Genomic DNA, 11,493 nt, shown 5'->3' on the forward strand with positions numbered 1-11,493 from the left:
TGAAAGTATGAAATTGAATTTAGCAGATGAAACTGATAATTATGACCAATTAATGGATCAACAGTTTAATTTATTACAACAGATGATAGATTTATCTAATGATATTATCCAGCAAGATTATCAAGATGATGAGTTATTGAGAAAAGGAAGCGACTTGTTATCAACAATGCTAACTTTAAATCAGATCAATTACCACTTAGTCGATAAATATCCTGATGAAAAAGAAATTAGATTCATTCGTGAACAATATCGGACTTTCGATGTTGGCCCGTTGGATAAGATTAAAGAAGAAATTAATATGCTTAATATACATTTAATGGAGTTAGAAACCTTAAAACAAAAAATGGAGAAAAAAGATGAATGGGAGAGGGGAGAGGAGTTGAATGATATTAGATGGATAGCTAACCGTAATCTTAATGAGTATGAAACAGCTCTAGAAGATATCTTTAAACAAAGTTCAAATTAAAGCTCGGGCATTTGCTGAACAGCGTGCTTACGCTGTTCTTTATCTGTATGAGTATAAATTTGAGTTGTTGAAATATCACTATGACCTAATAGTTCTTGTAGCACACGTAAGTCCTTTGTTCTTTGGTATAACATTGAAGCAAAAGTATGTCTTAATTTATGAGGGGTTATACTTTCAGCATTTTTAATTCCGGCTTTTTTAGCATATTTTTTAACCATTTTTTGAACTGTTCGAGTACTGATTCGATTACCACGATTAGATAAGAAGAGGGCTTTTTTAGCATCAGTATTATTGGGAGTAATCTGCTTTCGATCTGGCAAATAATTTTTTATAGCATCAATAACTTCCTTATGTAATGGAACATAACGTTCTTTGTTACCTTTACCATAAAATTTAATTGATTGGTCTTGATAATTAATATCATTTATATTCAGACTAACTAGCTCTGAAATACGTAATCCACAATAAAGGAAAGTTTTAATAATTGCTAAATCACGATTTCTATTTTTAGAATCATAGCTTTTAATTGCTTTTAAATATTCTTTTATTTCTTTATAGCTAAGATAAACTGGTTCAGATTTTAATTTTGTTTTGGTTGGTTCAATTGATTCAACTGGGTTTGTTTCTCTGAAGCCTTTCTTTTTTAAGAATTTAAAAAAAGAACGCAAACTATATAACTTACGGTTTCTTGTTGCAGCTGAATTATCTTTAACTAAAATAATATCACCGAGAAATTCAGAAATCTGAAACTCATTAATTTCATCGATTGTTAGGTTTTCTTCAGAATAATTGAATTCTCTTTTTAAGTACCTAGCAAATAATTTTAAATCAAGTTCATATTCTTTAACAGTCAATTCAGAATAACCACGTTCTGCTATTAAATATTTCAAAAAACTTTGAACTGCTTGTTTATACTTTATGTTTTTCATCAGTTAAATACCTCCTTGTACAATAAATTATATTACTTTTACAGATTTATTTCAAACTTTCATATCATTACACAAAATGTATCTTTTGTGAAGTATTATGTCGGTTAGTTTTATGGATAATAAGTTCTTTTGCCAGTTCTTTATTATCATTGTTACTATTCTCCAAATAATTTTCAAGTTCATTTTTTATTTCCAAATCCATTGGCATAATATAATTATTATTTTTAATGCGAATGTTTATTACTCTATCTTTCATGTCTATATCAGTCCAATTTAAAGAAACCATTTCAGAAGTTTTTAATCCAGCATAAAATACCAGTTTAATAACTAATAGATCTCTTGCTTTGTAAAAAGAATTAGAATTCAATTCATTTATGTTTTTTCTTATTAATTGAAAAAGCTCTGAATAATTACTATCTATTTTACCAATTAACTTCTTTTTGTTTTCTATATCAAATGTTTTCTTTTTAAGATCAAATTCTATTTGTCTTTGGTTAAATAATTTCAAATAATATTTGATATCTATACCTAATTCACTAATAGTTTTCAAATTTGAGAAATCAAGTTCTTCTAATTCAAGTGTCAAATCACAGTTGAATTTATTTTTAGTATTAAATACTGGTTTATGCTTATTTATATAAAAAATTTCATACATTGCTAATTCATATCTATTTTTCATTTTAGCATAATCCAAAAAGCGTATTTCTTTTCGCCATAATCCTTTTTCATCAAATATACATTGGATTACACTTCCTATATTATATATTTTAGTCTATTAAAAATTTTAAACTAACAACCCAGAAAATAAATTATTATATAATAATTTATTTTCTGGGTTAGCCGGCTAATTTAATTAGATTGCGGCTCATTATAGTGAACTTCATCTACCTTAACCCCTCTATAATTAGCTTCGCCTTGAATACACTCCATACAATTATCACATTTCTTACTAGAATCCATGTCACAGAATAAACACTTACCGCAATATTCGCATGCTTTATAATCCAAAACACATTCTTTCATCCATATCTACCCCCTATACTAATTATTACCTGAACAAGGTATTATATACACTAAAATTAAAACAAGTTTAAAATTTAGATTTTTTAAACCTTACATTTTAGTGTTAAAATATAAGTAAATATAATACTATTCCTCTTGAATCATTAACTGTTCTCTTAGTATCTTGTTGAACATTTATAGATTTTAAGATTTAATTTCCAAAAGTTTTAATATAAATATTACACTAAATGTATTTCTTCAATTAATTAAAAACATATCAAGCTATATTCACTTCCTTTAGTACAATAAGCAAGTATACCCCCCTGTTCTCTATTATATAAACTTGTGATTAATCAAGTGCAAATTATCATGAATAATTTTCCTGATTTCAGTTTAATAACAGCTTCTTTTTTAGTAATAAGGTTACCTAACCCTAATGTATCCCCCTTGACCATTTTTCCATCTGTTAGTTCATATTTAAAACCAGTTAAATCTATTCCTGTAACCTTAGAAGTTAATGGCAAAAGAGATACTCGTTTGTTTTGTCGGTTTTTTATGGTTTTTTGCTTGGTGATTATTTCTATTGTTTCTGAAGGGCTGACAAAGCTCAAATCAATATCAAACTCAGAAAACTTCTCTAATAAATATAAATTTCCTAAAATATGATCCAAATTACCTCCTAACCCAGCAAAAATAATCACTTTTTCAAAATTATGCTCTATTAAAAATTCTAATAAAATTTGACTATCTGTTTTATCTTTTTCAGAGGGATAGCTCTTTAACTTAACTTCTTTGTGTTTATAATAATTTAAAACCTCTTTTGAAACTGAATCAAAATCCCCTAGAATTAATTTTGGCATTAACCCTAAGTCATAAGCATGCTCTGCCCCTCCATCAGCACAAAAAATTTCATCTTCCTTTTGAATATATCTTAAATAAAAATCTTTTTTTCCTTTCAAATCTCCATTAATAAATACGATTGCTCTTTTCATTATACCTACCTCTTTTTAGTTTGTTAAATATTAATTTATACATTACATAAATACACAAAAAAAGATCGACCCCTATGAATACAAAGAAATGATTAATCATTTCTTTGTATTCTTAAAAAAGGCTTCTTTCTATCTAATATAATATATTCTTGTTAATTATTATCAAAAATTATATCAAATAACTATTAGAATTACAAATTAACCTTTTAGTATTTCAGTAAAAAATTTAAATTTGTATATAATGTATACTAAAGACTAAAAAGAAAGGTTCCATAATAACTTATTTTAATAATGTTTAATATCCCTAACCTTACAAGTGTTATTTTGTAATCAAACCCAAAACATACAAAATATAACTTAATTTACTCTTGTTGTTTTTTAATTGGTTTACTATTGAAAAAAGATAATAATATGTTAAAATATAATTAACAACCATAAAAAGGGGATGATTTGATGAATCCAGAAATTATCATCAGTATTTCTTTTATAATCATGATAATTATTGAGGCTATAATTCTTCTCAAAAGCTTTTTTATTAAAGATACGACTGAACAAAAAAACTTCTCTAACTTATTATTTAGATTTATTTCTAATAGCTTTATTTATATTTCAAGTTTACTTATTTTAATTGCTACTTTAACTAATGTAAATATATTGGCCCTTGAACAATTCAGTGATTTAAATAGTATAACTATAGGACAAGTTGCAATTTTAATGATTCTTTTTACAAGCATCATTACAGTTATAAGTATTTTAATTGGAGGAATTCATAGATTGAAAAATAGAAAACAAAATAAAAAGACTGCTCCAAAAATAATCAATCAAGAAAAAGCTAAGAAAGTAATTTAGGAATAGCAATTAAAGAAAAATAACACTCAAAAGAGTGTTATTTTTCTTTAATTGCTTTAAATTTTTCAATTCCAATAACTCCTGTTAAAAGTAATACAAATATTAAAGTTACTAAACCAAATAAATTACCATATTGATAATATATGGTTAACTTTCGTTCAGGTACTGTTAAATTAAAACTTTTAGAAGTTGGTTCAAAAAGTTCAGTTTTGGTCAATATTCTCCCTTGATTATCTATAACCCCACTAAATCCAGTATTTCCTACCTTAATAACAGGAAGATTGTACTCAATTGTTCGAAAAATAGTCGCCTGTAACATTTGTAATGGTAAATTACTCTTTCCAAACCAAGCCTCATTAGAAATAGTAATCAATAGATCAGAACCAGGGTCTAATTTTCTAACAAAAGAAGAGTTCAAAATTTCTGAACAAATTGGACTTACCCAACTAACTTTATTAAAAACAAATTCTTTTTTTTCTTGGCCTGGAACTAAATTATTTAGATTTTCTACAATCACATCGGGAATTATTTTAGCAAATGGAGTATACTCACCAAAAGGAACCAACTTATTCTTACTATATCTAGCAACTATATCTTTATTAGAATTTGATAAAAAACTACTATTTAAACTCCCTCTACCATCTCTAATAAACCCTCCAAAGAATAATGGAGTTTCTTCAACAAAATCAAATGGTATTTTTTTAGTTTCGTCATAAGTTCTTAGAATAGCTGTTTCGGGCCAAATCAACAAATCAGGATTATTTTCTTTTATTTCATGATTAGACAGTTCTAATAACCTATCAACAATTAAATCTTGATAGTCAGGGTTCATTTTTATTTGTTGGGGAATACCAGGCTGGATTAATCCTACTGACAACTCCTCACCTTTAGTATCTGTTTCAGACAATCGCAACTGACCCTGGTAAAAAACTAAACTAATAATTGCTATACCAATTAGAAGATAATAAAATTTTCTCTCCTTAATAGCCAAAAATAATATAGTATTAACTAATACAATTATAAAAGTAATTAAATAAACTCCACCATACTCTGCTAATTGGATCAATTCTGGGATGAAACTTTGTGAATAACCGAGAAAGCCAAATAGATATCCAAACGAAAGTCTTGTTCGTAAAAATTCAATGGCTGTCCAACTAATGGGAACAAGAAGTATATAAGATAAGCTAAACTTTATTTCTAGTGACTTTGATAAGACTGCAAACAGACCCAAAAATATAGCTAAAATAAAAATTGCTAGAGTAAAGATAAAAACAGAGACTATTGTCGGCAACCCGCTAAAATCAAAAAGCGGATAAATTATCCAATTGCCTCCAATGCCAAAGAAAGCAATCCCCATTAACCAACCCAAGAAGAAAGATTCTCTCTTGTGCTGTTTTTGTAAAGCCCATAAAAAAGGAACTAAACCGATCCAAGCTAAAAAGAATAAATTAGTATTATAAAATGGCAATCCTAACAAAACCCCTGATAAAATCGTCAATAAATATTTCATAATAGATATCCTTCCCCTTTAGATATTAAATTTAATTTATCAAGTTAAATTATTCTACTAATTAATAGTTCCCGATTAATTAGTATTTTCCTTTTTTATTGCTAAGATAAAAAGAGAGCAGTCAACTGACCGCTCTCTTTGAATTCTATATTTTGTTAATGACTTTACTTAATTTTAACTTATCTTCTTACATTCCCAAAATGATGACTTCCAATTACTGATTCAGTTACCATATTATCGAACATCCATTGTGCAGTAGCTGTAACTGGATTATAATAATAAAGAGCTCCATTTGACGGATCCCAACCATTTAAAGCGTAATCCACCGCTTCATAAGCAGTCTCATCTGGAGTCAGATCAATCTGTCCATCTAATACTGCCGAAAAGGCATAATGTCCTCCACTTGTTTGTTGGAATACAACCCCTTCAACATCATTAGGAAATTCTGGACTTTCAACTCGATTAATAACCACTCCTGCTACTGCTACCTGTCCTTTAAATGGTTCTCCTCTAGCCTCTGAATAAACAGCTCTAGCTAAAATGTCACGTTCCTCAGAAGTTACATATAAACGCTGAAAGCTAGAATCAGCAGGCTCTTCATCACTGGCAGCTGACTCATATGAGTCTCCTAGATAATCTTCACTATCATTATCACCAGTAAATGAAGAGAAAAAGAATAACATAAGTAAACTCTGTACAATTGATAAAAAACCTTTGTTTTCAGTTAAAGAGCTTAAGCCTCCTTCAGAAGCATAAGCAGGAACAACTAAAACAAAGCCTGATAAAAATGGAAATAAAATTGTGAATACTAACAAGCTAGCTATTAGTTTATAGTGTTTGTTCTTCATAGGCTGATTTCCTTCCTCTTTTAATATTATGACTATGTATTTTATTTAGAGTTTAAATAGTAGTATAAAGATTATTTTAAATTTTATATCGTCAGTTATAAATATACCATCTTTTCTTATTAATTTCATTAGAAATTATTGTTATGCCAGTAACTAACAACCCACTGAATTCCTCATCGGGAATTAAATACCCATTTGATAATAACAGTGGAAGAAAATTACTAACAAATATTTAGAAAGCAACACCATCTTCTAACTAATTGCATAAAATAATAAAAAAGAAAAAATATTGAAAGGAGGGATTGCAAATGGGAAATTATAGAGGTTGTCCTCGTTCTAATCCAAATGGAAACAGAAGGCAAGCAAGAGTTCCAGAATTTTGCCCACCACGATTTGGTGTCTTATACACAGTTAGATCAGGGGATACTATGTTTAATATAACACGGCGCTTACAAAGACGTGGTATTGAAATCAGCTTAGAAGGTCTAATTGCTGCTAATCCACATATTCCTGATCCAGATGTCATATTTCCTGGTGATGTACTCTGCTTACCAGAACCACCTCCACCACCTCCAGATATAACACCAAGAGTTCCAACAGAATGTCCTAGAGGATATGAATCACGCTATACCGTTAGAGCTGGAGATACTATGTGGAATATTGCTCGCCGTTTTGGAGTAAGTTTAGCTGGTCTAATTCGGGCCAACCCTCATATCACAGACCCAGAAATTATTTATCAAGGTGATATATTATGTGTTCCGGCTCCATTTTAATTAGTTAAAAATCATTGTTAACTATGGTAACTTAATCAAACTTAAGTTACCATAGTTAACCTTCTAACAAATCCGATTTAATTCTACAAGCAGTAGGAGTTGCTGCTAAACCTCCTAACGAAGTCTCTTTTAATTCATTGGGTAGTGCATCCCCCACCTTCTTCATGGCCACTATTACCTCATCAACTGGAATTACACTTTCTATCCCTGCCAGAGCCATCTCAGCTGCTACTAATGAATTACTTGCTCCCACAGCATTTCTTTTAATACATGGAATTTCTACTAAACCTGCTACCGGATCACAGACTAAGCCTAACACATTCTTAAGTGAAATTGCTATTGCATTAGCTATCTGCTCACTATCTCCCCCCATTAGATAAGTAATAGCCCCTGCGGCCATTCCAGCAGCAGAACCACATTCGGCTTGACAACCTCCTTCTGCTCCTGATACAGATGCTTGTTGAGCAATAACCAGACCAATTCCAGAAGCTACGAACAAAGCATCGATTACCTCTTCTTCACCCTTTTCATATTTATCAGCTATCGTTAGTAATGCCGCTGGCAAGATTCCACAAGAACCTGCGGTAGGAACTGCTACTATTGGGCCCATGGCAGCATTCACCTCTGAAATTGCCAAAGCTCTAGCAATAGCTTGGGAATTTATCTCTCCTGTTAGACTGGTCCCTTTTTGGTGAACGTGATCAATTAATTTAGCATCTCCTCCTGCTAATCCACTCATTGAAGTTAACCCTTCACTTTCAAGCCCTGCCTTGATTGCTTCCCTCATTACTTTTAAGTTCTGTTTCATACATTTTCTGATTTCAACTTCAGATTTTTCACTTAATTCCTTTTCTCTTAAGATAACAACTTCTGGAATAGAAATTTTCTTTTTATCAGCAAGTTCAGTAAGTTCTGCTATTGTTTTGAAATAATACATTTTAAACCCTCCCTATTGAACAGGTTTAATTACTTTAGCTTCTTTAACTTCATCTATTTCTTCTATTGCTGTTAATCTTTCTAGGGCCAATCCATGATCCAGTTCAATTACTGCGGTAGCTAAGGCTCCCTTATACTCCCTTAACACCTTCATAAAGGCAATATTTAACTCACTTTCTTCTAACACTCTGGATATTTTAGCAATTACTCCTGCTTTATCATGGTGTAAAGTAATCAAAGTGTGATATTCTCCAGTCAATTCTACATTAATTCCATCTATCTCTTCAATTACAATATTACCCCCTCCAACAGAAGAAGCAATTATTGTAGTAACTTTCTCTGTCAAATTCTTGATTTCAAGCTTAACAGTATTAGGGTGGAAACCGTCTAGTTCAGTAGGTAAAAACTCAAATTCAATCTCTTTATTTCGGGCCAACGCAAAAGAGTCTTTAATCCTAGGATCGTCAGTTGCCATTCCTAGCAATCCTCCTAATAAAGCTTTATCAGTACCATGACCTTGGTAAGTCTCTTTAAATGAGCCATGCAAAAAAAACTTAACTTCTGTAATCTCTGTACTTACAATCTCTCGGGCCAAATTACCAATTCTGACTGCACCAGCTGTGTGGGAACTAGATGGACCAATCATAATTGGCCCTAAAATATCAAATGCACTTAATTTTGTCATTATAGTTCACCTAACCTTCTATTATTACTTAATAACTTATGATAAGTAGTGCACCAAAATTTATTTAGAACTTGTAAATCTGCATTAAAAGAGTTTTTAATAAGTCACTCAATCTTAAGGTATAGCTAAAGATCATTTTTTTGCCAACACTTATCTATTAAGATGGTTGTTTATAACTCAAGATATTCTTCTTTTGCAGAAAGTATCAATTTAATTTGAAAATAGCTGATCTCTTCAGGTAATGCTTCCTTTAATGGCTTTAAACGTTCAGCTCCTATTTCTTTGATCTTATTTTTAATTAAATCTCTATTTTTATGAGAAACAAATAGATCAAGATTTAAATCAAACCCCTCCTGTAAAGAACGAACCATATGGCTTTGAACTGTTGTTAAAGCAAGTTCTCTCAAATTAGCTATTTCCGATAAACTTTTACCGGTCTTTAATAGATTATAACTTACCAAATGACTTGGGGTATCTGTTGTAGTTGCAGTCTCTTGTCTAGCAGTCTCTTGTACTGCAAATTCCTTAATTTTTTCTAGAAAAAATTTACCATAGCGTTGGAACTTAATTGGGCCAACTCCTTTAATCTCTAGCATGGCTTCTTTAGTTATCGGTTTTTGCTCAGTCATCTGCTTTAAAGTGCTATCATGAAAGATTGCATAAGGGGGTAGATCTTCTTTTTTAGCTAATTTCATTCTAAATTCACGTAAGATACTGAATAAGCTATTTTGAGAAGTGATTCGTTTGATCTTCTTTCTAACTTTATAATATACCTCTTCCCTTCCCGCTAATACTGGCTTAGCCTTTGCTGTCAATTTAGTTACAGGATATTTACTATTCGTTAAACTAATATATCCTTCAGCAATTAAAAAATTAATTAAATCTTTAATCTCTTTTATAGTATTCTCCTTTAATAAGCCATAGGTGGATAGTTGATCAAAGCCTAGCTTCAGTATTTTCTGTCGTTTAGAACCTTTCAGCACACAAGCAACCGTTGTAACTCCAAACCTCTGTTCAGTCTTATAAACACAGGATAAAATCTTTTGGGCTTCTGTTGTTATATCAATCAACTCTTGTTCTTCATTACAGTTACTACAATTATCACAATCATTAATTAATTGCTGATTATCAAAATAATTTAAGATAAACCCTCTCAAACATTTGGTTGTATAGCAATAATCAATCATTTTATGTAGCTGTTGATATCTACGCTTTTTAAATTGGGGCGTTAAATTAGATTTTTCAATAAAAAACTTAGGTAATCTAATATCCGCAGGGTGAAATAATAAGATACATTCACCTGGTTCGCCATCCCGCCCTGCTCTCCCTGCTTCCTGATAATAATCCTCTAACGTCTGCGGTAAATTATGATGGATCACATAGCGCACATTTGATTTATCAATTCCCATTCCAAAAGCATTAGTTGCGACAATTATTTTTAGTTCATCAAAGATAAATTTTTCTTGAACCTCTCTCCGTTCTTGACCACCCAATCCAGCATGGTATTTACCAACTGAAAATCCTTTTTGCTTTAGAAAAGAAGTTAATTGATCGACCTCTTTTCTGGTAGCAGCATAGATGATCCCAGCATCATCTTGATTAACTTCCACATATTCTGCAATGAAATCCTTCTTATTATCTCCACTAATTAAGTTAAACTTTAAATTAGGACGATCAAATCCAGTTACATAAATACTTTCCTCTTCAATTCTTAACAGTTCACTTATATCCTTCCTGACTTCTTTTGTTGCAGTTGCGGTAAACGCAGTTACTACTGGTTGATTAGAGAGGCTGGTTATTAATTTAGGAATCAAGCGATAGCTGGGTCGAAAATCATGGCCCCAACTGGATATACAGTGACTCTCATCAACTGCTATTAAAGAAATATCACTAGCTTGTAATTGGGAAATAAATTCTTTAGATTGTAATCTCTCAGGTGCAATATATAACAAATCATATTGACCTTCACATGTTTTAGCCATCCTTTCTTTAATTTCCAAATTACTTAATGAACTATTAATAAAAGTAGCTTCAACTTCTAAAGCATTTAGGGAATCAATCTGATCTTTCATTAATGAAATCAAAGGCGAAATTACCAAAGTAACACCTGATAAACAAAGGGCTGGAATCTGAAAGCAGATGGACTTTCCTCCCCCAGTAGGCATTATTCCTAAGGTGTTGTTACCTGTTAATATACTTTCGATGATCTCTTTTTGTCCTTTTTTAAATGATGAATAACCAAAATAATCTTGTAATAACTGTTCAGCTTGTTCTAACATTCAACCAACTCCTTAGATTACATCTATAAATAAAATTACTAACTAACTCTTATATTTTTCAGTAAATACCTTGCTATAATCAAATTCTCCTTCTATTCTTCAACAACCTCACCAAATTAATTTCCTCTTGACACATATTAACTCCTCCTTGAAACTTTATTTACTTATTTACTATTACCTATTATTTTTACAGCTACAATGATATTATTCTATTTCTTTATTAA

The 11,493-nt window shown here is 30.7% G+C and carries 12 protein-coding genes; 3 read left to right on the forward strand and 9 right to left on the reverse strand.

Translation table 11 applies throughout. The annotated features are described in order from the left end of the window. The first annotated feature begins 7 nt into the window (after positions 1 to 7). Positions 8 to 466: a hypothetical protein gene (locus ACKF5P_RS04740; protein ID WP_408956341.1), complete on the forward strand. Its 459-nt coding sequence runs from the start codon at positions 8 to 10 to the stop codon at positions 464 to 466. Here ACKF5P_RS04740 and xerA read toward each other — a convergent pair. From xerA to ACKF5P_RS04760, 4 genes are all read right to left on the reverse strand, one after another. Then, entirely contained in the window at positions 463 to 1,395 is a 933-nt protein-coding gene (gene xerA, locus ACKF5P_RS04745) for a site-specific tyrosine recombinase/integron integrase (protein WP_408956342.1), read from the reverse strand. The genes ACKF5P_RS04740 and xerA overlap by 4 nt on opposite strands. A gap of 67 nt (positions 1,396 to 1,462) precedes the next feature. Continuing rightward, entirely contained in the window at positions 1,463 to 2,074 is a 612-nt protein-coding gene (locus tag ACKF5P_RS04750) for a site-specific integrase (protein ID WP_408956343.1), read from the reverse strand. A gap of 170 nt (positions 2,075 to 2,244) precedes the next feature. Then, positions 2,245 to 2,418: a hypothetical protein gene (locus tag ACKF5P_RS04755; RefSeq protein WP_408956344.1), complete on the reverse strand. Its 174-nt coding sequence runs from the start codon at positions 2,416 to 2,418 to the stop codon at positions 2,245 to 2,247. A 332-nt stretch (positions 2,419 to 2,750) separates the two neighbouring features. After that, positions 2,751 to 3,389, reverse strand: a complete 639-nt coding sequence (locus ACKF5P_RS04760; protein WP_408956345.1) for a thiamine diphosphokinase — start codon at positions 3,387 to 3,389, stop codon at positions 2,751 to 2,753. 453 nt (positions 3,390 to 3,842) lie between these two features. On the opposite strand from ACKF5P_RS04760, the gene ACKF5P_RS04765 reads away from it, so the two are divergent. Next, positions 3,843 to 4,238: a hypothetical protein gene (locus ACKF5P_RS04765; protein ID WP_408956346.1), complete on the forward strand. Its 396-nt coding sequence runs from the start codon at positions 3,843 to 3,845 to the stop codon at positions 4,236 to 4,238. Positions 4,239 to 4,275: 37 nt separating this feature from the next. Here ACKF5P_RS04765 and lnt read toward each other — a convergent pair whose 3' ends face one another. Continuing rightward, a complete protein-coding gene (gene lnt, locus ACKF5P_RS04770) occupies positions 4,276 to 5,748 on the reverse strand; it encodes an apolipoprotein N-acyltransferase (protein ID WP_408956347.1) in 1,473 nt (490 codons plus the stop codon). Positions 5,749 to 5,927: 179 nt separating this feature from the next. Beyond that, entirely contained in the window at positions 5,928 to 6,596 is a 669-nt protein-coding gene (locus tag ACKF5P_RS04775) for a cell wall hydrolase (protein WP_408956348.1), read from the reverse strand. A gap of 308 nt (positions 6,597 to 6,904) precedes the next feature. Between ACKF5P_RS04775 and ACKF5P_RS04780 the strand changes: the two genes are divergently transcribed. Beyond that, the gene (locus ACKF5P_RS04780; RefSeq protein WP_408956349.1) at positions 6,905 to 7,369 is read left to right on the forward strand and encodes a LysM peptidoglycan-binding domain-containing protein; all 465 of its coding nucleotides are present in this window, start codon (positions 6,905 to 6,907) and stop codon (positions 7,367 to 7,369) included. A 55-nt stretch (positions 7,370 to 7,424) separates the two neighbouring features. Here ACKF5P_RS04780 and sdaAA read toward each other — a convergent pair whose 3' ends face one another. The 3 genes from sdaAA to recQ form a co-directional block, all read right to left on the reverse strand. Further along, positions 7,425 to 8,306 (reverse strand): L-serine ammonia-lyase, iron-sulfur-dependent, subunit alpha, encoded by an 882-nt coding sequence (sdaAA, locus tag ACKF5P_RS04785; protein ID WP_408956350.1) that lies wholly within the window; start codon positions 8,304 to 8,306, stop codon positions 7,425 to 7,427. Positions 8,307 to 8,318: 12 nt separating this feature from the next. After that, positions 8,319 to 8,990 (reverse strand): L-serine ammonia-lyase, iron-sulfur-dependent subunit beta, encoded by a 672-nt coding sequence (gene sdaAB, locus ACKF5P_RS04790; RefSeq protein ID WP_408956351.1) that lies wholly within the window; start codon positions 8,988 to 8,990, stop codon positions 8,319 to 8,321. 170 nt (positions 8,991 to 9,160) lie between these two features. Further along, positions 9,161 to 11,269 carry a DNA helicase RecQ gene (gene recQ, locus ACKF5P_RS04795; RefSeq protein WP_408956352.1) on the reverse strand — a complete coding sequence of 703 codons (2,109 nt, stop codon included), beginning with the start codon at positions 11,267 to 11,269 and terminating at the stop codon, positions 9,161 to 9,163. Positions 11,270 to 11,493 lie beyond the last annotated feature (224 nt).

Origin of the sequence: Natroniella sp. ANB-PHB2 (genome assembly GCF_046097105.1) — a bacterium.
Classification (GTDB): Bacteria; Bacillota; Halanaerobiia; order Halobacteroidales; family Halobacteroidaceae; genus Natroniella.

What these genes read in the sequence shown, in the direction of transcription:
- recQ (WP_408956352.1), bottom strand. Translation starts at nt 11,269, where the DNA reads ATGTTAGAACAAGCTGAACAGTTATTACAAGATTATTTTGGTTATTCA.
- ACKF5P_RS04755 (WP_408956344.1), bottom strand. Translation starts at nt 2,418, where the DNA reads ATGAAAGAATGTGTTTTGGATTATAAAGCATGCGAATATTGCGGTAAG.
- xerA (WP_408956342.1), bottom strand. Translation starts at nt 1,395, where the DNA reads ATGAAAAACATAAAGTATAAACAAGCAGTTCAAAGTTTTTTGAAATAT.
- ACKF5P_RS04780 (WP_408956349.1), top strand. Translation starts at nt 6,905, where the DNA reads ATGGGAAATTATAGAGGTTGTCCTCGTTCTAATCCAAATGGAAACAGA.
- lnt (WP_408956347.1), bottom strand. Translation starts at nt 5,748, where the DNA reads ATGAAATATTTATTGACGATTTTATCAGGGGTTTTGTTAGGATTGCCA.
- ACKF5P_RS04760 (WP_408956345.1), bottom strand. Translation starts at nt 3,389, where the DNA reads ATGAAAAGAGCAATCGTATTTATTAATGGAGATTTGAAAGGAAAAAAA.
- ACKF5P_RS04765 (WP_408956346.1), top strand. Translation starts at nt 3,843, where the DNA reads ATGAATCCAGAAATTATCATCAGTATTTCTTTTATAATCATGATAATT.
- ACKF5P_RS04775 (WP_408956348.1), bottom strand. Translation starts at nt 6,596, where the DNA reads ATGAAGAACAAACACTATAAACTAATAGCTAGCTTGTTAGTATTCACA.
- sdaAA (WP_408956350.1), bottom strand. Translation starts at nt 8,306, where the DNA reads ATGTATTATTTCAAAACAATAGCAGAACTTACTGAACTTGCTGATAAA.
- ACKF5P_RS04740 (WP_408956341.1), top strand. Translation starts at nt 8, where the DNA reads ATGAAATTGAATTTAGCAGATGAAACTGATAATTATGACCAATTAATG.
- sdaAB (WP_408956351.1), bottom strand. Translation starts at nt 8,990, where the DNA reads ATGACAAAATTAAGTGCATTTGATATTTTAGGGCCAATTATGATTGGT.
- ACKF5P_RS04750 (WP_408956343.1), bottom strand. Translation starts at nt 2,074, where the DNA reads ATGAAAAATAGATATGAATTAGCAATGTATGAAATTTTTTATATAAAT.